This is a genomic window from Streptomyces sp. NPDC059355 (assembly GCF_042752335.1).
Lineage (GTDB): Bacteria > Actinomycetota > Actinomycetes > Streptomycetales > Streptomycetaceae > Streptomyces.
The window spans coordinates 68,262-88,197 of the sequence record NZ_JBHYXN010000005.1; the positions used below are offsets into that span (position 1 = coordinate 68,262).

At 70.8% G+C, this 19,936-nt stretch carries 20 protein-coding genes and 1 pseudogene; 11 read left to right on the forward strand and 10 right to left on the reverse strand.

Translation table 11 applies throughout. The annotated features are described in order from the left end of the window. Window positions 1-52: 52 nt before the first annotated feature. Window positions 53-379, reverse strand: a complete 327-nt coding sequence (locus ACFXGI_RS06785) for an STAS domain-containing protein (RefSeq protein WP_384704220.1) — start codon at window positions 377-379, stop codon at window positions 53-55. A 268-nt stretch (window positions 380-647) separates the two neighbouring features. Between ACFXGI_RS06785 and ACFXGI_RS06790 the strand changes: the two genes are divergently transcribed. Together ACFXGI_RS06790 and ACFXGI_RS06795 are read left to right on the forward strand one after the other, a co-directional pair. After that, a complete protein-coding gene (locus ACFXGI_RS06790; RefSeq protein ID WP_384704222.1) occupies window positions 648-1,382 on the forward strand; it encodes a response regulator in 735 nt (244 codons plus the stop codon). A gap of 36 nt (window positions 1,383-1,418) precedes the next feature. Next, window positions 1,419-1,625 (forward strand): annotated as a pseudogene (locus ACFXGI_RS06795) (hypothetical protein); the annotation flags it as partial. A gap of 472 nt (window positions 1,626-2,097) precedes the next feature. Here the strand turns inward: ACFXGI_RS06795 and ACFXGI_RS06800 are convergent. The 4 genes from ACFXGI_RS06800 to ACFXGI_RS06815 form a co-directional block, all read right to left on the reverse strand. Continuing rightward, window positions 2,098-2,685 carry a hypothetical protein gene (locus tag ACFXGI_RS06800; protein WP_384704224.1) on the reverse strand — a complete coding sequence of 196 codons (588 nt, stop codon included), beginning with the start codon at window positions 2,683-2,685 and terminating at the stop codon, window positions 2,098-2,100. A 201-nt stretch (window positions 2,686-2,886) separates the two neighbouring features. Beyond that, window positions 2,887-3,060, reverse strand: coding sequence for a hypothetical protein (locus tag ACFXGI_RS06805; RefSeq protein WP_384704226.1), 174 nt, complete (start codon window positions 3,058-3,060; stop codon window positions 2,887-2,889). A gap of 87 nt (window positions 3,061-3,147) precedes the next feature. Next, window positions 3,148-4,053, reverse strand: a complete 906-nt coding sequence (locus tag ACFXGI_RS06810; protein ID WP_384704228.1) for a DUF6528 family protein — start codon at window positions 4,051-4,053, stop codon at window positions 3,148-3,150. A 125-nt stretch (window positions 4,054-4,178) separates the two neighbouring features. Beyond that, window positions 4,179-5,162, reverse strand: coding sequence for a LuxR C-terminal-related transcriptional regulator (locus ACFXGI_RS06815; RefSeq protein WP_384704230.1), 984 nt, complete (start codon window positions 5,160-5,162; stop codon window positions 4,179-4,181). A 376-nt stretch (window positions 5,163-5,538) separates the two neighbouring features. Between ACFXGI_RS06815 and ACFXGI_RS06820 the strand changes: the two genes are divergently transcribed. The 3 genes from ACFXGI_RS06820 to ACFXGI_RS06830 all read left to right on the forward strand — a co-directional run bounded on the left by ACFXGI_RS06820 (window position 5,539) and on the right by ACFXGI_RS06830 (window position 7,696). Beyond that, window positions 5,539-5,760, forward strand: coding sequence for a hypothetical protein (locus ACFXGI_RS06820; protein WP_384704232.1), 222 nt, complete (start codon window positions 5,539-5,541; stop codon window positions 5,758-5,760). 30 nt (window positions 5,761-5,790) lie between these two features. Further along, a complete protein-coding gene (locus ACFXGI_RS06825; protein ID WP_384704234.1) occupies window positions 5,791-6,042 on the forward strand; it encodes a hypothetical protein in 252 nt (83 codons plus the stop codon). 139 nt (window positions 6,043-6,181) lie between these two features. Then, the gene (locus tag ACFXGI_RS06830) at window positions 6,182-7,696 is read left to right on the forward strand and encodes an FG-GAP-like repeat-containing protein (protein ID WP_384704236.1); all 1,515 of its coding nucleotides are present in this window, start codon (window positions 6,182-6,184) and stop codon (window positions 7,694-7,696) included. A gap of 186 nt (window positions 7,697-7,882) precedes the next feature. Here ACFXGI_RS06830 and ACFXGI_RS06835 read toward each other — a convergent pair whose 3' ends face one another. The 3 genes from ACFXGI_RS06835 to ACFXGI_RS06845 form a co-directional block, all read right to left on the reverse strand. After that, window positions 7,883-8,866 (reverse strand): hypothetical protein, encoded by a 984-nt coding sequence (locus tag ACFXGI_RS06835; protein ID WP_384704238.1) that lies wholly within the window; start codon window positions 8,864-8,866, stop codon window positions 7,883-7,885. A gap of 6 nt (window positions 8,867-8,872) precedes the next feature. Continuing rightward, window positions 8,873-9,103, reverse strand: coding sequence for a hypothetical protein (locus ACFXGI_RS06840; protein WP_384704240.1), 231 nt, complete (start codon window positions 9,101-9,103; stop codon window positions 8,873-8,875). A 468-nt stretch (window positions 9,104-9,571) separates the two neighbouring features. After that, window positions 9,572-9,847: a hypothetical protein gene (locus ACFXGI_RS06845; RefSeq protein WP_384704242.1), complete on the reverse strand. Its 276-nt coding sequence runs from the start codon at window positions 9,845-9,847 to the stop codon at window positions 9,572-9,574. A gap of 300 nt (window positions 9,848-10,147) precedes the next feature. Here ACFXGI_RS06845 and ACFXGI_RS06850 point away from each other — a divergent pair, with 300 nt between their 5' ends. The 4 genes from ACFXGI_RS06850 to ACFXGI_RS06865 all read left to right on the forward strand — a co-directional run bounded on the left by ACFXGI_RS06850 (window position 10,148) and on the right by ACFXGI_RS06865 (window position 15,089). After that, window positions 10,148-10,426, forward strand: coding sequence for a hypothetical protein (locus ACFXGI_RS06850; RefSeq protein ID WP_384704244.1), 279 nt, complete (start codon window positions 10,148-10,150; stop codon window positions 10,424-10,426). Window positions 10,427-11,021: 595 nt separating this feature from the next. Continuing rightward, window positions 11,022-11,453, forward strand: a complete 432-nt coding sequence (locus ACFXGI_RS06855) for a hypothetical protein (RefSeq protein ID WP_384704245.1) — start codon at window positions 11,022-11,024, stop codon at window positions 11,451-11,453. A 253-nt stretch (window positions 11,454-11,706) separates the two neighbouring features. Beyond that, the gene (locus ACFXGI_RS06860; RefSeq protein ID WP_384704526.1) at window positions 11,707-13,083 is read left to right on the forward strand and encodes an MFS transporter; all 1,377 of its coding nucleotides are present in this window, start codon (window positions 11,707-11,709) and stop codon (window positions 13,081-13,083) included. A 32-nt stretch (window positions 13,084-13,115) separates the two neighbouring features. Further along, a complete protein-coding gene (locus tag ACFXGI_RS06865) occupies window positions 13,116-15,089 on the forward strand; it encodes a helix-turn-helix domain-containing protein (RefSeq protein ID WP_384704247.1) in 1,974 nt (657 codons plus the stop codon). On the opposite strand, the gene ACFXGI_RS06870 is transcribed toward ACFXGI_RS06865, so the two are convergent. Further along, on the reverse strand, window positions 15,071-16,009 hold the full coding sequence (locus ACFXGI_RS06870) for an MBL fold metallo-hydrolase (RefSeq protein WP_384704249.1): 939 nt from the start codon (window positions 16,007-16,009) through the stop codon (window positions 15,071-15,073). The two genes, ACFXGI_RS06865 and ACFXGI_RS06870, sit on opposite strands and share 19 nt — an antisense overlap. Before the next feature lie 102 nt (window positions 16,010-16,111). Here ACFXGI_RS06870 and ACFXGI_RS06875 point away from each other — a divergent pair, with 102 nt between their 5' ends. After that, window positions 16,112-17,038, forward strand: coding sequence for an AraC family transcriptional regulator (locus ACFXGI_RS06875; protein ID WP_384704251.1), 927 nt, complete (start codon window positions 16,112-16,114; stop codon window positions 17,036-17,038). A gap of 99 nt (window positions 17,039-17,137) precedes the next feature. On the opposite strand, the gene ACFXGI_RS06880 is transcribed toward ACFXGI_RS06875, so the two are convergent. Next, on the reverse strand, window positions 17,138-17,818 hold the full coding sequence (locus tag ACFXGI_RS06880) for a DUF4360 domain-containing protein (protein WP_384704253.1): 681 nt from the start codon (window positions 17,816-17,818) through the stop codon (window positions 17,138-17,140). A 204-nt stretch (window positions 17,819-18,022) separates the two neighbouring features. Here ACFXGI_RS06880 and ACFXGI_RS06885 point away from each other — a divergent pair, with 204 nt between their 5' ends. Then, entirely contained in the window at window positions 18,023-19,918 is a 1,896-nt protein-coding gene (locus ACFXGI_RS06885; protein ID WP_384704255.1) for a galactose oxidase-like domain-containing protein, read from the forward strand. Window positions 19,919-19,936: the final 18 nt, after the last annotated feature.

Here is a 19,936-nt window from a genome sequence, read left to right on the forward strand (position 1 = left end):
GCTTTGCACGGTCCGCACCTCCTTCGCTTCCGGCATCCGCGTCGCGCGGGAGTCACCTCCCCGACGGCAGGAGCACCCGGTCGGCGCCGAGGACCCGCATCGGCTGGGCCACCAGGCGGGGAACCCCGGCGAGCGTGAGCCGGGTACCGCAGGCTGCGCACCACTGGTGCATGCGCAGGAGCAGGTCGATGCCGGAGCTGTCACAGAAGGTGAGGCCGGACAGGTCCAGCGTGAACTCGGGGCCCGATAAGCGCGCGAACTGCATCAGTCTGGGTCCGATCTGCTTACTCGTGTGGAAATCGAGTTCACCGCCGAGGGACGCCGTCACTTCGGAACCCTCTCCTACCGCGCACGTCAGTGCGATCAGCTGCGTGGCCATGGCACACCTTCACGTTCCATGCGGCTCCCTGGCTCAGCCGCGCCGTCCCCGTACTCCTCACAGCTCAGCGCACCGGACCGGCCCTTGGTAAGGACCGGTCGGTCCCTACCAAGGGCCGAAGGTCCCTCTTCCCGCCCGGCGGTACGGGCCCCGAGGAGCGCATCCGCGACAAGGGGCCGATCGGCCCTGTCCGACCGGCCCTTGCGAACGGCAGGATTCAGGCACTCGCACGCCCGCGGAGGGTGGGCGCCCCCGAAGGAGTTGCGTCATGATCGAGAGCGGCCCGTCTCCCGCGAAGTCGCCCGCGCCGATCGGCGTGTTCCTCCTGGACGACCACGAGGTGGTCCGCCGTGGCGTCCACGACCTGCTGGACGCCGAGCCCGACCTGACCGTGATCGGCGAAGCGGGCACGGCGGAACAAGCCCTGGTCCGCATCCCGGCGTTGCGCCCGCAGGTGGCGGTCCTGGACGTGCGGCTGCCGGACGGCGACGGGGTGAGCGTGTGCCGCGAACTGCGGTCCCGGATGCCCGAACTCGCCTGCCTGATGCTCACCTCCTTCGACGACGAGGAAGCACTCCTGGACGCGGTGATGGCCGGCGCGTCGGGGTACGTCCTCAAGCAGATCACCGGCACCGACCTCGTCTCCGCCGTACGCACCGTCGCCTCGGGCCAGTCCATGCTCGACCCCGGCGCCGCCACCCGCCTGATGGCCCGGATCAGGGGCGACGCCCCGAAGGAGGAACAGCCCCCCGGACTCCCCGGGTTGACCGACCGGGAACGCGAGATCCTCATCCTCGTGAGCGACGGCCTCACCAATCGGGAGATCGGCGAGCAGCTCTTCCTCGCAGAGAAGACGATCAAGAACATCGTCTCGCGGCTCTTCACCAAGCTCGGTGTCGAACGGCGCGTGCAGGCAGCGGTCATCGCCAGCCACACCCTGGTCCCGCCGAGCCAACGGCCCACGGCGGCAGTGGAGTCGGCCGACGGTGCCGCTCCGCTGTGACCGGCCCCGGGCCGAGCCGCTGCGGCCCGAGCACATCAAACCCCGAGCCCGGGCACTGCGTACCCGGACGTCAGCCGGGACGGCGAGGGGACGCGGAAGCTGCTCCGGCAGTTTTCCTACCCCGGCGGGGTACCGCGCCATCCGGCACTCGACAAGTTCCTCGACCCGGTCCGAGACGGCCCGGTCCTGCCGGTCCTCCACCTCAACGGTTACGAGATCGCCAACCGGGCGCGTACGACATGACCGGGCTGCCGGTCCGGTCGGCTCCGGCCGTCACGGTCCACGCGGCGCAGCGTGGAGCGGCTCTCGGTAGTCATCCACCAGGCGTCCGACCGGCTACTCGCGTTCGCCTTCGCCTTCGCTCGCAGGTGGTGTCGATGTCCGCCCGCGACACGCTGCCCACGCGCCACGGCGGAAAGAGCCCACCCGCTTCTCGCGGATCCCGATTGTGCGGTGCACGGCCATGGGCCGCTTCTCCGCATCCTCAAAGGACTCTTTCCGTCACCTCCATGGAACCACCACCCGGACCGCACCACCAGGGCCGAACGGTCCCGCACGGGCCCCGGCCCGCCCTGTCGCCCATGGGGCAGCGCCTCCACGCTCGGCGCATACCCGTACTCCGAGGAGGAGCCGTGCAGCACCTGAACACCGTCGACGACGTGATGACACATGCCGTGATCCCGGTGGACCGTGAGGCCCGGTTCGGGGACTCGCATCAGTCGTCTTCGGCTCCCGGACCGCTGCGGAGCCGACCGGACCAGCCGGGTTCGACCTGTTCCCATTCGCGTTCCCAGGCGGTGAGGGCACGGGTGTCAAGCCTGCGCAGCCCGAGGTTGACCACTCCTGCGGCCGAGACCGCGATCAGGCCGGCCGTCCAGGTCCCGGCGGCCACTGCTGACAGAGCCATCTCGCTCCCGGCGCGCGGAGGCGTGGCCTCCCGGCCCGCATCGTCCACCCATATCCGCACCGGCGTACCGGAAGCCGTGCCCTCGGGGACCGTGAGCGTCGCCGTGTGACGGACGGCTGCGGGGAACCGCCAAGCGGCCTGCGCCGTGGCCTCAAGAGCCCCGGCCACACGTCCGGCCTGCCTGCTCGCGGCATCGGCGAGCGTCGTGGCGGTGATCCGGTGCCGGTGTGCGGCCTCCTCCCGGGCGGCGCGGCTGTCGGCTTTCCAGGCAGCCGTTCCGGCTGCCACGCCACAGGCGACCGCGACGATCAGCGAGAGGACGAGGGCCTTGTACCAGCGGGTACGTCCGCGATCGTCCGCTCGGCGCAGCGGGTTGGGCGAGCTGGTGTGGAACATGACCTACCTCCGCGCCGGCATCGACGGGACCCCCTGCTGAAGAACCGGACCGGGCGATGCCGGCGGTCGCGCCGTGCTTGCTGTCGCAGGCAGACCAGGACTCGCTTCCTGCTCACGGTCTGCTCCTCGGATTCAAGCCCGCAGGGTGTGTGCGGGGCATCTACCACGATCCGCCTGATGGCGTCCGGCCGCATGGGGCCATCAGGCCTTGGGGGCCGTGGGGAACCATGACACTCGGACGCCCAGGGGGTCGATGCGCAGCCCGACACCCCCGGCCTCCAGACGTGTGAGGCCGCGTTCGACCAGGTCAAGGCTGCCGGCCATCGCCCCCAGGTGGATCCCCTCGCCGGTGGTGCCGCCCCGGATGCCGGCCACGTCGCCGGCGAGGGCCTCCTCTCAGTACCGCCGGGCGTCCTCCCCGCCGGAGTCGCGCGGGCCGTCCCGACCGTGCGACCCGGACGGTCAGCTGAAGGCCACGCTCGACAAGCGGGCCTTGTAGAACTGGCCGGTGTAGCCGTAGCCCTCGAGACTGCGCGCGAAGGATTTGGCTCCCGCGCTGTCGAAGAACTGGATGTACGAATTCCACCAGTCCGGACTCGTCCCGGCCTGGAGCCAGAAGGACTCACCTGTGGCGACCCGGGCGAAGGACTTCACTCCTCCCGCGGTGGGGGTCATCGCAGAGAGGGCCCCGTCGGATTTGCGGAGCCGCTGGACGCTGCCGCCCCCTGTGATGAGCAGGTAGGCGGGGTCGCTGCGGTCGGTGTCGAGGCTGTGGCCGTTGAAGGCGGTGGGGAAGGTGTGTCCCCAGACCTTTTCGAGCCGGGTGGTGCGGTGGTCGCCGGTGACCTGGTACTTGGTGATGGTCCAGGTACCGAGCGCCCACAGGTAACTGCCGTCGTACCAAAGGCCGTGAGCGCCCTGGTACTTGATCTCCTGCACCTTGGCGAGCGTGCCGGGGTCGTCGGAGTTCGTCGGCCCGTAGACGGTCAGGAACCCCGGGTAGCCGTCGAGGTCGGTGCCACGCTGCTCGGAGGAAGCGGTCACGACGACCCCGAGGTCGGGGATGCGCTCGATGGAGTGCGGATTGCCCTCAGGGCCGGCCTGCCAGAGCAGTCGGTCGTCGTCGCCGATGTTCACCATGCCGACCTTGCCTCCGGAGGCGGCGACCAGGGCGATCCAGCCGAATCTCGTGGTGTTGCGGAATTTGACGTCGGACAGCAGCCGCCACGGATTCCCCGTGACGGCAGGCGGCGTCCAGCTCCAGACGCGGTTGGCCGGGGTCCACGCGACACCCGCCGGGTGGATGAGGATCTGGTTCTTCAGCTGTTCACAGACGGCCACGTCGTAGTTGTCGGCAGCCCGGGCCACGGTGGGTGTCCCGAGTGACGCAAGGGGAGCCCCTACGGCCAGTGCGGCGGCCTTCAACAGTGTCCTGCGGTTCATGAGTTACCCGAACTTCCGTGGAGGATAGGTGTGTGGAGAGCCGGGTGAGATCAGAGCCAGCCCCGTTGCGCGGCCTTCAGCCCGGCCTCGAACCGGCTCGACGCATCAAGCCGCTCCATGAGTGCGGCCATCTGACGTCGTACGGTCCGCAGCGAGAGCCCGAGTCGTTTGCCGGCGCTCTCATCCGTCATCCCGGCGGCGAGGAGCTTCAGCAGTTCGCTCTCGGCGGGGGTGAGTCCGCTCTCGGCGCGCTGCGGTTCGCTCGCGCCCAGCGGCACGGCCATCTGCCAGGTCTGTTCGAACAGGGCGACCAACGAGGCGACGATGCCCGGCTCCCTGGTGCACAGCGCGCCGAGGCGGGTGTTGGCGGGATCGATGGGGACGACGGCGACCTCGCGGTCGAAGACGAGCAGGCGCGGCGGGAGCACAGGGCAGGTGCGGACCATGCCGCCGCGCTCCGTCATCCACCGGGCGTAGGCGTAGGTCGGCGGATCGTTTCTCGCACTGTCCTGATAGAGCGTCAACAGCGAGACCCCCCGGGCCAGCGCACTTTCATCGAGCGGGCGGGACGCATCGAGACTGGGTTGCGACTGGGCGCCGGGCATGACGGACAGGCACTCGCGGGAGACTTCCTCCGCGAGCACTTCGAGCTTCGTCTGGATCGCATCCAGACCCACCAGTCGTTCTGTGGCGCCGGAGACGGTGTTGGGGCGCAAGTGCGCATATTCGGCGACGTCACGTGCCGCGGACGCCCTACGCCGGGTCAACTCCACCTGTCGAGCCAGGAGTTCCTCCTCCTGTCGACGAAGCACCAACTCCAGGGCGCGCTCCGGCCCGATCACCCGCACGGTGCCCGGGCTCTCGCGCGAGGAGCGCAGCAGCTGGAGGTCGGTGAGCCGATCCAGACAGTCCCTGACGGTGGTCTCCGCAAGCGCCAGCCGCGCGCATAACTGCGCAACCCCCTCGAGCGGGTTCGCGAGCATCTCCCGGTAGACCGCTTCGGTTTGGGCGTCCAACCCCAAGACTTCGAACATACGTTCAGCCCCCCAGCCGAATGGAACAGTCCAATGGCGCTGCGTTGCCGCGAGATCATGTCAAGTTGCCCGAGCTCATCGCAAGCATGATGCAAGCACCCGCCGGCGGGCGGTCTGGCACCAAGAGGCCAGGCGCGTTGGTGCCAGCGGGAATGCCTTCCCCGGCCCCGGGAGGGCGAGCAGGATGGTGTTCAACGGAGAGGGCGGCGGGGAGCAGGACCACCTGGCTGACCGGGCCGGCCACCGTATAGCCGTCACCCGCACGCACCGCCACCACACCACGCCGAAGCGTCGCCCGACACGACCGACCGCGCTCCATCGCAGCACGGCTCCGGCGCCGCGTCATTCAACTGCTCCGCAAATCAAGGGGATCGCCATGTCTCGGACCGCCCGCCTGCTCGCCACCGCCGCCATCTCGCTCGCACTGTCCGGGGCTGCCTCGCCGCTCGCCCTGGCCGGTACGGCATACGCGGCCACCGCCAGCGCCGCACAGTCCGGGGATGTCGACGGCGCCCTGGACGGCATCGGCTGGGACGGAGTCACGACGGCCCCCGCCACCCACGCCGACGACCTCCTCGACGGCATCGGCTGGGACTGACTTCTGTTGCGGCCCGTCCACGCCTCACTCGTGCGCCGTACGGACCTGCTCGGCGGCGCGGGTGACGCGCAACTGGTTCACGACGTCCTGTGGGCCCACGCCCGTCCCCATCACGCACTGGAACACATCACCGCCCGTACGGCACCGCACGGCATCGACCTGGTGGTGTTCGTCCGTGCGGAAACCCCGGCCGTCGCCCAAGAGCGCGTCGCCAGCCTCCTGAACAGAACGCTGGCCCCCCTGGGCGGACTCGGTTACGCCCCGGACCTCGCCACCGGCTGACGCGGTCCGTTGCCGGCTCCTCCCCCGGATCGCTGCACCTGCAGGACAGCGATCCCCGTAACGGCTTCCCTTCGCACTTCCCGCGGCCTCCGTCTCCGGAGAGCCGTCGACTCGCATCGACCTTCCCGAGGACTTCAGCATGAACGCGATCAGTCGCCTCGCCCTGGCCATCGCCGCCGCCGGCGCGCTCACCATCACCACGCTCGGCCCCGCCAGCGCGGACACCCCGGTGCCGCCGGCGTCCGCCGCGATCACGGCCGGCTCGGCCTTCCTGACGCACTTCACCCCGAACGTGCCCAACCCCACCACTGCTACGCCTGAGCAACTGGCCGCCGCCGCACCTCACACCTTCTCCGCCGCCGCGACCGCCGATTCCTCGGCGGGTGGCAGCATCAGCCGCTCCGAGGTGCTCTCGAGAGCCAGGACATGGATCGACGCCGGGGTCGGCTACAGCATGACCAGCTACCGGACCGATGAGAACGGACGCTACCGGACGGACTGTTCGGGCTTCGTCTCGATGGCCTGGCACCTGCCGTCCTCGTCCGCCAACAACTACGGCGAAACCACCGGCTCCCTGATGAACGTCACCTCCTCTATAGCCAAGGAGTCACTGAAACCCGGCGACATCCTGCTCAACCCGGACTCCGGCGTCAACGGGCATGTCGTCATCTTCAACGGCTGGGCCAACGCGGACCACACCAAGTACCGGGCCTATGAGGAATCGGGCAGCGTCGGTGCGGTCGACCGGACCGTCGACTACCCGTACTTCGCCGGCCACGGCACCTTCAGCCCTCGCCGGTACGACAACATCACCGACGACCAGAGCGCTTCATCTGCGGACATGACGGGTGACGGCAAGGCGGACCTGGTGGTCCTGGGCACGGACGGCACGGTGGGTCTGCGGCCGGGCAACGGGGGCAGCGGATTCGGCGGGGGCGCGGTGGTCAGTTCGGGCTGGCAGAACTACCTCGGCGGCCCGGGACAGGGAGTCCTGTACTTCGCCGACGCCAACGGCGACGGCAAGAAGGACATGTTCGTCGCCAGCCCCGACGGAACCATCGGACTGCGCCTGGGCAACGGAACCAGCTTCGGCGCCAGCACCAACGTCTCCGCCGGCTGGCAGAACTACCTCGGCCAGCCCGGACAAGGACGCCTCTACTTCGCCGACGCCAACGGCGACAACAAGGCCGACCTCCTCGTGTTGAGCCCCGACGGAACCATCGGACTACGCCTGGGCAACGGAACCAGCTTCGGCGCCAGCACCACCATCTCCGCCGGCTGGCAGAACTACCTCGCAGACGCGGGCAAGGGCCGCCTCTACTTCGCCGACATCAACGGAGACGGCAAGACCGACCTCCTCATCCACGGCACGGACGGTGCGATCGGCACCCACCTGGGAAGCGGCACCAGCTTCGGCGCCAACCTGAACCTGACCGCCGGCTGGCAGAACTACCTCGGCCAAACCGGACAAGGACGCCTCTACTTCGCCGACGCCAACGGCGACAACAAAGCCGACCTCATCGTCCAGAGCACCGACGGAACCGTAGCCATCCGCGTCGGCAACGGAACCAGCTTCAACGGCGGCACCAACGTCTCCGCCGGCTGGCAGAACAACCTCGGCCAAACCGGCCAGGGCGACCTCTACTTCGAATGACCGATCGCGGTGGCCGGAGACGATCCGCTGTCCGGTCCGGAGGGCGTGCTGCGCTCCCTCTCGTGAAGCGCGCCAAAGGGCCCCTTGCCACACCCGCCCACGCCCGTACCCGGCGCCTGAGGCCAAGAGGGGCGAGGACACGGGCAACGGTTCTCACGCCGTCGGTCGCCGGCCGCGCCGGTGCGGTCATGCGGGCTTGGCACAGCCGAATTTGGCCTCGGCCGCTTGGGTGAAGGCGGTGAACAGGTCGTGGGGATCGGGTACGCCCGCACCGAAGGATTCCGTGTAGCGGACGCCGGTCTCCATGGCGAAGTACGTGGGCTTGCCGGAGCAGTCCGAGACGATGTGGGTGGCGTCGAACCCCTGCCCCGTGAACCCCTTCGACTTCCGGATTCCCGAGATGACGGCCGGGTCCTGGGTCGCGGAGAGTGTGGCGTAGGCCTGCCTCGCGCCCTCGCCGGCAGCGGTTCCGCAGCTCCAGGTGGTGCCGGAGTCCTGGACGGTTTCCCTGAGGACGGCCGGGACGGTGAAGCCGGGCAGGCCGCACACACTGCCCGCCGCGGCCAGGCGCTGCGGTGCCGCCGGGCTGATGCGGGCGGGGGCGGCCAGCGGTGCGGGCGGGGCGCAGCCGGCCCGGGTACTGATCCGGTTCGCGGTGCCGGTCAGCAGCCGGACCAGCTGTTCGGGATCCGCGGTCTCCGGGGCGTACGCCTCGACCAGACCTGGCTGCCCGGCAGTGCAGGTCTCCGGGAGCTGAACCCAGGCGCGGCCGGGGGCGGCGCCCCCGCCCGGGAAGAACGACACGGTCGAGGCGTCGGGCCAGCGGCCGCCGGTGAAGGCGAAGTCGCCTCGTTCGCTGGTTCCCTGGATGTGGAGCGTCTGGGTACCGGAGCCCGGCAGTGCCGCCGCCCTGCGCTCGATGACGCAGTCGAACCGGGTCTTGCCGTCGTCGGTGCCGCTGCGCGGGCCGGGCCGGTCGGAGATCCTGCCCGCGCCGGTGAGTATCGTCTCGGCAGCCCCGGCTGTTACCGCGCCCCCGCACAGGGCAGCATCGCCGAACGCGTTCGTGTTCAGCCACAGATGCAGCCCGCCCAGGACGGCCACGGCGGTGACGGCGGCGGCGAGCGCCTTGCGCGGGAACTTGGCTGCCCGCTGTGGGGGTGTGGTCATCGTTCTCTACTTCCTGGTGCGGAGGGCGGAGTCGGCGTCTTCGCGGCCGGTGATGCAGCTCTGCCTGGCCTCGCCCTTGGCGTGCTCGTGGGCCACGGACCCGTTGGCCCCCTGCCCGGTCGCGAAGGAGTCGCTTGCGATCGTGTCGCCCTTGCCGTCGGCGTCCAGGATGGAGATGGTCTGCTGCATGACCCGTGCCTCGGCCTCGGAGTGGTGGCCGTAGTGTGCCGGCGCCACGCCGGGTTCCCTGCCTGTGGTGGAGGCCTCCAGAGCCGGGCCGAAACCGGTGCGGGCGTCCTCGCCCCCGGATTCGAGATCCCTGTCGGTCTCGAAGTTGCCCTGCCAGACGGGAGTGTCGTCGAACTTCCAGTCCCGGCCCTTGAGGCTTCCGTGTTCTTCGACATGATACCGAGGACGCCGTCCCGGGGGTCGTTGGCGAACCGGCCCTTGTTGCTGCCGTCGAGGTCGCCGAGGCCAGGTCGTGCAGGAACGGGGTGGAGTACCCATCGCCGTTCTACGGGAAGGTGACCAGGCTCTGGTAGCCGCGGACCCTCTGGCCGTGGTCCCGGCTGATGGCGTTGGGCGAGTCGCCGATCTGCTTGAGGTCGTAGCTCGCCAGCCCGGCCTTGTCCAACGTGATCGTTGAGCTTGCTGGTGAACAGGTCCGCGGTCATCACTTCGTAGTACGTCAGCACCTGCCACCCCCTACAGCCCGTTGAGTTTCGACTGACCGATCGGGCAGAACTGGTCGCCCAGGCCGACGTCATTGCGCACGAAGAGGCCGGAGGCGCCCCGCAGGGCGCTCTTCTCGGACCCCAGCCTCCCCATCAGAACCGCGACCTGCTTGTCCCACGTGTCGGCGACCTTCTTCAGGCCCAGGGCGGTGTCCCAGCCCTCGAAGCCCTTGACCGCGGTGTTCGTCGACTCGTCCGACTGCTCCGTCGCCGTCTTCGTGTTCGGCTGCAGCTCGGTCTCAATCATGTCCGCCGCCGCCTTCTTCTCCGCCGGGGTGGACGCGAAACCCCCCGACGCTCCGGGGGCCACAGGCCCAGCCGGTGCCCCGTTCAACCTCATGTCCACAGACCGCTCCGCCAAGGCCACGGACCGTCCGCGCCACTCCTGTTCGAAGTCCCCCGACATAACGCCTCCCTCGACCTCTCTTGATCCAAACATGGCAACTCCGCACGGACCAGGGGGTGTTGCATCAAGGAGACGTATGGGCTGACGGGACAAGGGCTTGTCACCTGGGAACACTCAAGCGATTTCCATAGGATCCGGTCTGTGAACGATGACGACGAGCCGGTCTTCAAACGAAGCAAGTGGGGCACGAACCGCTACTACTACAACCCTCGCAATCCCCTCGGGCTCACCCTGATCGTCATCAGCCTGCTCTTCGCCGGAACGGCGTTGATCCTCATGGCCAACCGCGCCGGCCCCTTCAAGCCGCCGCCCGATCCCGCGCCATGGAGCCCGCCACCGCCCAACTACTCCTGGCCGCCGCAGTCGAGCCCGCCTACCCCTGCTCCGACACCGGGCGGGTCAAGCACACCGGAACCATGACGGCAACGGGCCGTCGCCCGCTTCGTGGGGAACCCGCCCCGCCTCGGAAGGGAACCGCTAGGGCCGATCCTTCCGGTCAGCAACGGGCGTTGTGGCAGGTGGCGGGAGCACCGGCAGGTGATCGGCGGGCTTTCCCCGCGTCCCGAAGTCCGGCCCGGGCAGGCCACGCAAGACGCCGGACAGCTGCGGCGCCGGGGCATCCGACACACGATCCCGGAGAAGATCGACAGCCAGGCCGCCCGCCTGCGCAAAGGCTCACGCGGCGGACGACCACTCGGCTTCGACGAGGACCGGTGCAAGAAACGCGACACCGTCGAACGGGCCGTCAACCGGCTCAAGCAGCACCGAGCGGTGGCCACCCGCTGCGCGCCGAAGGGATCGAGGCGACCGAGGTCAACCATCCTGACAAGGACGCCCGGCGCCGCCACGGCAAGACCGACGTCATCGGCGCCGAGGCCGCAGCCCTCGCCAGTGGCTCCGAACGTGACCGGCCGGACAAGCCCTGGGCGGCGGACTTCGAGTACGAAGGGAGCCCCGACGGCTCCGGGTCCCAAACCGATTGCCGTCGGCACCCGGCACGGTGTGACATGTGGGCATGAGCAGAATGGCGCAGGTCATCGTGTTGGCGCGGTATGAGGACGAGGTGATGGAGCCGCTGACGCGGCCGGACGAGGCCCGCACCTGGCACGGCTGCTTCGTGCAGATCCCGTGGTTCGTTGGGGGCTGGCACATCGAATTCGAGCGGTGGAACCGGCGCCGCGGCGTGCTCAAGGACCTGGAGTCCCTGCCGTGGAACGAGCCCGCCTGCGTGCAGGTCATGCTGCACGACGAGGACGACGACCTGTTCGGTCTGTGGATGTTCCGCGGCGGAGTCCTCGTCGAGGTGGGCATCCCCGGCACCCAGCGGGTGCACATCGCCGCCCCGCCATGGGACGTGGACCCCGGCTTCCTGGTCCGGACCGGCCTGGACAGGGGAGAGGACCGGCACTCGCCAGAGCACGTACAAGACCCGCGGTCGTGCTGGTGACCCGGCCCAGACCGGGGCCGGACAGGTACTGAAGTCGCCGTCGCCGGTCCTGCAACGGGCGCGGCTCTGCAATTCCGGCAGCGCCCGCAGCCTCGGGTCAACGGCATCCGGAGGCGCGGTCTCCAACGGTGTGGTGGTCTGGCACATAAGACGGCGGCTGACTGTGATGACCGGCCACATATGCCGTTGACCTGGGGACTTCTACGTTATGGCGACACCGATCGTCCCCGCAGACCCCCTGGAAGTGGTGTTCATGGCCTCCCCCGAGACCGCTCCCCCGACCGCCGGATCCATCAAGAGAATCGTCGCCGCCAGCCTCATCGGGACCACCATCGAGTGGTACGACTTCTTTCTCTACGGCACCGCCGCCGCGTTGGTGTTCAACAAGCTGTTCTTTCCGACCGGCGATCCGCTGACCGGGACGCTGATCGCATTCATCACCTACGCCATCGGGTTCCTGGCCCGGCCGCTCGGCGGGGTGGTGTTCGGGCACTTCGGCGACAAGGTCGGCCGCAAGAAGCTGCTGGTGCTCAGCCTGCTCATGATGGGCGGGGCGACCTTCGCCATGGGGCTGCTGCCCACGTACGCCAGCATCGGCGTCGGGGCTCCCGTGCTGCTCACCGTCCTGCGGCTGGTGCAGGGCTTCGCCCTCGGCGGGGAGTGGGGCGGGGCGGTGCTCATCGTCTCCGAGCACGGCGGGGCCGAGCACCGGGGGTTCTGGGCCTCCTGGCCGCAGTCCGGTGCGCCGGGCGGGAATCTGCTGGCCACCGGGGTGCTCGCCCTGCTCGCCGGTGTGCAGTCCGACGCGGCGTTCCTCGCCTGGGGCTGGCGCGTTCCGTTCCTGCTCTCCGGGGTTCTGGTGATCGTCGGCCTGTGGATCCGCCTGTCCGTCTCCGAGTCGCCCGTGTTCCTCGCCGCGCAGGCAGCCAGGCAAGGGCGCAAGGACGAGGCTCCCGTCGTCCAGGTGTTCCGCCGCAGCCGGCGCCAGGTGCTGACCGCCATCGGCACCCGGTTCGGCGAGAACATCTCCTACTACGTGCTGACCTCCTTCCTCCTCGTCTACGTCACCGTGCACTTGGGGCTGGCCAAGAGCACCGCGCTGAACGCCGTCCTCATCGGCTCGGCCGTCCACTTCGTCACCATCCCGGCCTGGGGCGCGCTCTCGGACCGGATCGGGCGGCGGCCGGTGACGCTGATCGGCTCGGTCGGCATGGCCCTGTGGGCGTTCGCGTTCTTCGCACTGGTCGACTCGGAGTCCTTCGCCGTCATCACCGTCGCCGTCACCGCCGGACTCCTCCTGCACGGCGCGATGTACGGCCCCCAAGCCGCCTTCATCACCGAGATGTTCGACACCGACGTCCGCTACTCCGGCGCCTCGATGGGCTCGCAGCTCGCCTCGATCGTCGCCGGCGCGCTGGCCCCGCTCATCGCCGTCGAGCTCCTGAAGGACTACGGCTCGTCCATACCCGTCTCCCTCTATCTCTGCGCGGCCGCCGTGGCGACCACCCTCACCGTCGCCTTCGCGCGGGAGACCCGGGGCCGCGACCTGGCCAAGTCCGGTACCGGGCCGGCGGCCGCCGCCGGTGGGCGGACGGCTCCCCTTCCGGCCGCCCTCGACCACCCCGCCTGATTCGCGCGCCGCGGCCACGGGAGAATGCCGCCATGACCTCCCCGAGGGAATCCCCCCTGCTCGAACTGCTTGAACTGTTCGAGCTGCTGCGCCGCGGCGCGCCGGTCGAGCAGTTCACCCGGCCCGCCGCCAACGCCCGTACCGCCGGGGCGGGTGCCGCCGAGCAGGCCCTCGTGGAGGAGGCCACCCGGGTGGCGCTGGACATCCGGCGCACGCTCGACCAGCACCGGCGGCGCGAGGCCGAGCTCACGGCCCTGTTCGACACGGCCGGCGACCTCGCCGCCCTGCGCGACCTCGACGCCGTGCTGAGGGCCATCGTCCACCGGGCCCGGATGCTGCTGGGAACCGACGTCGCGTACCTGACCCTCAACGATCAGGTCATCGGGGACACCTTCATGCGCGTCACCGACGGCTCGGTGTCGGCCGCCTTCCAGCAGCTGCGGCTCGGGATGGGCGAAGGGCTCGGGGGTCTCGTCGCCCAGACCGCCCGACCGTACGCCAGCGCCGACTACCGCACCGACGACCGCTTCCGGCATACGGACACCATCGACAACGGGGTCCGTGAGGAGGGCCTGCGCGGCATCCTCGGAGTCCCGCTGCGCGTCGGGACCCGTGTGATCGGGGTGCTGTACGCCGCCGACCGGGCGGTCCGCGACTTCGCGCCCGACGCGGTCGCGCTGCTCTCCTCCCTCGCCGACCATGCCGCCGTGGCCATCGACAGCGCCCGGCTGCTCGAAGAGACCCGTACCGCCCTCGTGGAACTCGGGGTCGCCACCGAGACCGCCCGCGCCCAGAGCGAGGCGACGCGGCTCGCGGCCGAGACCCACGACCGGCTCACCCGGCTCGTGCTGCGCGGCGGGGACGTGTCCGACGTCGCCCGGGAGGTCGCCGCCCTGCTGGGCGGCAGCCTGGTCGTACGCGACGCCGACGGCGCCGAGCTCGCGCGGGTCGCTACGGATCCGGCCGGCCCGTCGGCGGGCCCGCCGGCCCACGCGCTGGCGGCCTCGCGCTCCGGCGGCCGGGCGGTCGCCGTGGACGGGGTCTGGGTCTGCGCGGTGCTGGCCGGGCCGGAGCTCCTGGGCAGCATCACCCTCGGCGGGCGCGGCGACGACCTGCCCGACACCGAGCGGCGGCTGTTCGAGCGGGCCGGCCTGGTGACGGCACTGCTGCTCCTGCTGCGCCGGTCCATCGCGCACGCCGAGGACCGGGTCCGCGGCGAACTGCTCGGTGACCTGCTGGCTCCGGCGGCCCCCGGCCGGGTCCGCGACACCGGCAGCCGGACGATCCGGGCCCGAAAGCTCGGGGTCGATCTCGCCCGGCCGCACGCCCTGGTGGTGCTCCACTGCGACGCCGCGCAGCGGTCGCGGCTGGCGGCGGAGGCCGGCCGGCACGCGCGCGCCCAGGGCGGCCTGGCCGGGCTGCACGAGGGCCGCGTCGTCCTCCTCGCCCCGACCGACAGCCCGGGCCCGCTCGCCCGGTCGCTCGCCGCCGAACTCGGGCAGGCCCTGGGCACCCCGGTCACCGCGGGCTCCGCCGGGCCCGCCGCCGGCCCGGAGGGCCTGCCGGGCGTGTACGCCGAGGCGTTGCGCTGCCTGGAGGCCCTGCACGCCCTCGGTCACACCGGTGACGGGGCCGGCCTGCACGACCTCGGGTTCCTCGGAGTGCTGCTCGGTGACGGGGCGGACGTGGGCGCGTACGTGGACCGGGTGCTGGGGCCGGTCATCGCGTACGACACGCAGCGCGGAACGGAACTGGTGCGCACCCTGGAGGCGTACTTCGCGCACGGGTCCAGCCTGAACCGCACCAAGGACGCGCTCCACGTGCACGTCAACACGGTGGTACAGCGCCTCGACCGGATCCGGCAGATCCTGGGCGGGGACTGGAACACCCCCGCCGGGGCCCTGGAGGTCCAGCTCGCCCTGCGGATCCTGCGGGTGGCGGCGGCCCGGCCCCGGACCGCGCCCGTGCCGCCCTCCCCCGCGTCCTCCTATCCGACCTCGCGGTGAGAGGCCCACGCCCCGAGGGTGAAGTCCTGCCCCCGGCGGCGGACTTCTACCGCTCCGGCTCCGCCGAAGTGGGCGGGTACGAGCAGCTCGTTCCGGTCGGCGGCGCGTTCGAGGATGCGGCGGCGGCTCGCGGCGGCCTGCGCCGCGTCCATGCAGAAGCAGCTGTTGCAGGCGGGTTCCAGGATCTGCACGGGGCTGTGCAGCAGATCGCCGACGAAGACGGCCCGGTCGGTGCCGGAGGTCAGTCGTACCACGGAGGATCCGGGGGTGTGCCCGGGCGCGGACTCGAGGGTGAGGTGCTCGTCGATGCGGTGGGCGCCGCCCCAGAGCACCACCTGTCCGGTGCGGTGGACCGGCGCGATGCTGTCCTCGTAGATCAGCCGGTCGTCCTCTCGGAGGCCGCCGCCGTACCCGTTGCCGGGGCCGAAGTGGTGGTCGTCCGCGGTCGGGAGGAGATACCGGGCATTGGGGAAGGCGGGTACCCAACCCCCGTCCGCCGCGACGGTATTCCAGCCGACGTGGTCGCCGTGGATGTGGGTGTTGACGACGATGTCCACGTCCTCGGGCCGTACTCCGGCCGCCCGCTCCAGCTCCCCGAGAAAGTCTCCGTCCCGCTGGTGGAAGAGCGGCGAACCGGGCCGCTCGCGCCCGTTGCCGACGCCCGTGTCGATCAGCACTGTCTTCCCGGCGCTGCGCAGGACCCAGGTCTGGAGGGCGAGGACCGCCCGGTCGCTGTCGGCCTCCCAGTGGTCCGGTGACAGCCAGTCCCCGTTCTCCTTCCACGCCTCGGCCCCGACCTCCGGTACGAGGCTGCGCGCGGGCCCGAGCGGCCCCTGCCACTCGACGACCCGGGTGACCTCGACGTCGCCCAGCACGATGCTCTGCCTGCCCTGTGTGCCCTGCTCGTTCTCGTTGCTCATGACGTCGAGTCTACGAAGGGGAGTTGAGTCGCTCAATGCCTGCCCGGCTCATTGGAATACGCAGCCGTCTCATCCCTGGCGCCTGCGCGTTACTCTGTCCCCATGGATGTGGTGAGCGACGCCATCGCGGCCGTCCGGATCGGACAGCCCTCCTCCAACCGGTTCAGGGTGGGCGGCAGTTGGTGTGCGCGCTTCGCCCCGTACGACGGCGCCGGTTTCCACGTCGTACTCGAGGGCAGCTGCTGGCTGCTGCCCGACGGGGGCGGCCCGCCGATATCCCTGGCCCCGGGCGACGCGGTGCTGCTGCCGCACGGTACGGGGCACGTGATCGCCGACTCCCCCGCCGACGCGGCGGCCGTGGCGCGGGCGGTGCCGTTCGAGCTCCTGCCCGGGGGAGCGATGCCGGGCGGGCGCCGGCAGGAGGCTTCCGGCGGGGTGGAGATGCTGTGCGGCAAGTACCGGCTCGACCGCAGCCGCGTGCACCCGCTCATGCTGGAGCTGCCGCAGGTGGTCCATCTGCCTCATCGGGTCGGATCACACTCCGAACTGCGCGCCGCGATCGCCCTGCTGGGGGGCGAGCTGGCCGATCAGCGGCCGGGGGCCTGCATGGCGGTGCCCAGCCTGCTCGATCTCCTGCTCGTCTACATGATCCGATCCTGGATGTCCGAGGGCGAGGGCGGAGCCTGGTCGGCCGTACTGGGCGATCCGGTCGCCGCCGCCGCGCTGCGGGCGCTGCATTCGGATCCGGCCGCCCCCTGGACGAACGAGCGCCTCGCCGCCGAGGCGGGCGTCTCCCGTCCCACGCTGGCGCGCCGGTTCACCACACTGGTCGGCCGCCCGCCCATGGCGTACCTGACGTGGTGGCGGCTGACGTACGCCGCCACCCTGCTCCGCGACACCCCGGATCCCCTGGCCGCCATCGCGCGCCGGGTCGGGTACGGCACTCCGTACGCCTTCTCGCACGCCTTCAGCAGGGAGTTCGGGACGACACCGGGCCGCTACAGGGCCACGGCGGGCCAGGCTTCGTAGACGACGGGACGCCCGCGAGCGGCGGGGCGGGTCGCCGCCACCGCCGCCCGGGTCGGCGTCACAGGACCGGCTGCCGGCTGCCGGCTGCCGACGGCCGGCTCAGCGGCGGACCGGGCACTGCTTCCAGGAGAAGTGGTACACGCTGTTGATGCTGCCGTCCGTGGAGTCGACGGTCATGTAGCTCGTCTTGTTCTTGTCGGAGGTCCCGACGTCCGCGCGCAGTTCGGTGTTGATGTTGAAGTTGCGCTGCTCGCCGCAGGGGGCGAAGACGAGGGCCTCGATGCCGGTGGTGTCCGTCACCTGCCAGTTGTCGCTCAGCTCGCCATGGAACTGGTGGGTCCGGTTGGCGGTCTGGCTCATGCCCTGGAAGTAGTAGCTGGCCTTCTGGGTACCGGTCGCCCCGGGCTCCAGCTTGCCGTAGCCCCGGTAGTCGACGTGGGACACCGCGTACGTGTAGCCCTGCGGGACGTGCACGAGGAGGGAGAGGAGGCAGTTCTTGCGGCCTTCGGTGGCGGCGACGCCCCCGCCGGCCGAGGCCATGTACTCGCTGTAGGTGACGGTGAAGGCCGAGTTGTCGGCGGCCACGGCGACGGCGGCGCTGCCGGGGCGGCAGCCCGAGCCGTTGACCGAGGCGACGTCGACGGCCACCCGGCCCGGGGGTGCGGCGGCAGAGGAGGAGGTGGCCCCGGCCGACGGTGAGAGCGTGACGAGGCATCCGGTCACGGCTGCGGCGGTCAGTGCGGCGCGAGCCTTGCGGGTGGTGCGAGGTGACTTGATCACGTCGCCATGGATAGCCGCCGAGCGCGACCGGGTACGCGCCCTCACCCGGTCGGACGGGCCGATTCACCGGAGAAACGATTCAGCACTGCGGAACGGACGTCCGAATGGCCCTCGCCTCCCACCTTCACCCGCCCCACTCGCGCCTTTTCGCACTAAAAATCCCCTTTTTCATATGATGGGCGTCCCGCCGACGGAGGAGAGCTCATGCCCGGCCTGCCTGGTCTGCCCGGTCCGCTCGTACGGCGGTCCGCCGTGCTGTCCGCATGCGTGGCCGTGGCCGCCGCCCTCGCATCCCTCACCACCCCCGCCCCGCCCGCCTCCGCCGCAGCGGTCCCCGGGCACGAATCCCCTCCGGGGCACCACCACGCCGACGGCCGTGCGTCCACGGCCGAGGCCGACCCCGACGAAGCCGCCGTCATCGGCGAGGAGCACGCCCGCGCCCACGCGGAGCGGCGGAGCGCGGCCAAGGGCCCCAAGGAATACCCCCAGTCGAAGCGCACCGAGAGCCTGGCCGCCCTCAAGTCCTCACAGCAGCGCACCAACGCCCCCTTCAGCGCAGCGCAGTTCGGCCGCTTCACGGAGTTCTTCCCCTCCCCCGACTTCGGCGTCCACACCGCACTGCTGCCCACCGGCAAGGTGCTGCTCTTCTCCTTCGAGCGCGTGGAGACCAACCCCACCAAGGAGACCGGGCCCACCGACCGCATCGGCCGCACGAACGCCGGCCGCGCCTTCCTCTGGGACCCGGCCAAGGGCACCGGGGCGCGGGCGTTCAAGAAGGTGGAGCCCCCGACCGTCCTGATGCCGGACGGTACGTACACACCCCGCCCCGCGCCGTTCTTCTGCGCGGGGCACGCCTTCCTCCCCAACGGCATGGTCGGGGTCTTCGGCGGAAACACCGGCGGCAAGGGCGGCAGCGGCGCCAAGCTGTCCTTCGTGTTCGACCCCTGGACCGAAACCTGGTTCCGCAATCAGGACATGGCCGTCGGCCGCTGGTACCCCTCGGTCGTGACGGGCGCCGACGGGCGCCAGATCATCATGTCCGGCCAGTCCGAGCGGGGTACGGGCACACCCACCCCGGTCGTGGAGCGCTTCCCCGCGCTGCGCCATCCCGTGCCCTGGCGGACGTACGACATCCCGGTCGGCCTGGCAGCGGAGCGGCTGCGCGCGGACGCCCCCTTCCGCAACGACTATCCGCAGCTCTTCTCACTGCGCGACGGCATGATCTGCGGGCTCGGCCGCGACGCCGATCAGCAGTGGCTCTTCGACCCGGTCAAGGAGACCCGGACCGATCTGCCGCGGCGGCCCGCCGACTTCCGGGGCTACGGGTCGGCCGTGCCGCTGCCGGCCGGGTTCCGCGGCCCGGACTCCGTACTGGTGCTCGGCGGCGATCCGCACGACCGGAACACCTACCGGCTGTCCGGCGGCCGGTGGACCACCGAGGAGCCCCGGGCCTTCGGCCGCACGCAGGACGACACCCTGATCCTGCCGGACGGCACGCTGCTCACGGTCAACGGCGCCCTGGACACCCGGGATTACGGACACGGACCGTTCAATCCGAAGGCCGACCTCTCCTACCGGCGGATCGAGCTGCGCGACGCCAAGGGCCACTGGAAGCTCGGACCCGCCCAACGGCTGCCCCGCGGCTACCACTCCAACGCCCTGGTGCTGCCGGACGGCCGGATGATGGTGACCGGCGACGAGCTCCAGCAGATCGCCAACGACCCCGACATCAGGGACGAGATGGACGGCAGCATCGAGCTGTACGAGCCCGCGTACCTGCACCGGGGCGGCAGCCGGCCGGCCCTGGACCGGGTGCCCGGGGGCGAGTTGGGCTACGGGGCCACGTTCGAGGCGGGCAGCTCGACGGCCGCCCGGGTCAAGCGTGCCGTACTGCTGGCACCGACGACCGTCACCCATGCGGTGAACACCAGCCAGCGCCATCTGGAGCTGCCGATCACCGGCGTACGCGGCTCCGCGATCGGGCTCCGGACCCCGCCGAGTGCGGCGGACGCCCCGCCCGGGTACTACATGCTGTTCCTGCTCGACGCGAAGGGCGTGCCGAGCACGGCGAAGTGGGTCAAGCTGGGGCGCCGCCCGTAGTGGCCGCCGCCGCCGGCA

What these genes read in the sequence shown, in the direction of transcription:
- ACFXGI_RS06785 (WP_384704220.1), bottom strand. Translation starts at nt 379, where the DNA reads ATGGCCACGCAGCTGATCGCACTGACGTGCGCGGTAGGAGAGGGTTCC.
- ACFXGI_RS06790 (WP_384704222.1), top strand. Translation starts at nt 648, where the DNA reads ATGATCGAGAGCGGCCCGTCTCCCGCGAAGTCGCCCGCGCCGATCGGC.
- ACFXGI_RS06800 (WP_384704224.1), bottom strand. Translation starts at nt 2,685, where the DNA reads ATGTTCCACACCAGCTCGCCCAACCCGCTGCGCCGAGCGGACGATCGC.
- ACFXGI_RS06815 (WP_384704230.1), bottom strand. Translation starts at nt 5,162, where the DNA reads ATGTTCGAAGTCTTGGGGTTGGACGCCCAAACCGAAGCGGTCTACCGG.
- ACFXGI_RS06820 (WP_384704232.1), top strand. Translation starts at nt 5,539, where the DNA reads ATGTCTCGGACCGCCCGCCTGCTCGCCACCGCCGCCATCTCGCTCGCA.
- ACFXGI_RS06830 (WP_384704236.1), top strand. Translation starts at nt 6,182, where the DNA reads ATGAACGCGATCAGTCGCCTCGCCCTGGCCATCGCCGCCGCCGGCGCG.
- ACFXGI_RS06835 (WP_384704238.1), bottom strand. Translation starts at nt 8,866, where the DNA reads ATGACCACACCCCCACAGCGGGCAGCCAAGTTCCCGCGCAAGGCGCTC.
- ACFXGI_RS06845 (WP_384704242.1), bottom strand. Translation starts at nt 9,847, where the DNA reads ATGATTGAGACCGAGCTGCAGCCGAACACGAAGACGGCGACGGAGCAG.
- ACFXGI_RS06855 (WP_384704245.1), top strand. Translation starts at nt 11,022, where the DNA reads ATGAGCAGAATGGCGCAGGTCATCGTGTTGGCGCGGTATGAGGACGAG.
- ACFXGI_RS06860 (WP_384704526.1), top strand. Translation starts at nt 11,707, where the DNA reads ATGGCCTCCCCCGAGACCGCTCCCCCGACCGCCGGATCCATCAAGAGA.
- ACFXGI_RS06865 (WP_384704247.1), top strand. Translation starts at nt 13,116, where the DNA reads ATGACCTCCCCGAGGGAATCCCCCCTGCTCGAACTGCTTGAACTGTTC.
- ACFXGI_RS06870 (WP_384704249.1), bottom strand. Translation starts at nt 16,009, where the DNA reads ATGAGCAACGAGAACGAGCAGGGCACACAGGGCAGGCAGAGCATCGTG.
- ACFXGI_RS06875 (WP_384704251.1), top strand. Translation starts at nt 16,112, where the DNA reads ATGGATGTGGTGAGCGACGCCATCGCGGCCGTCCGGATCGGACAGCCC.
- ACFXGI_RS06885 (WP_384704255.1), top strand. Translation starts at nt 18,023, where the DNA reads ATGCCCGGCCTGCCTGGTCTGCCCGGTCCGCTCGTACGGCGGTCCGCC.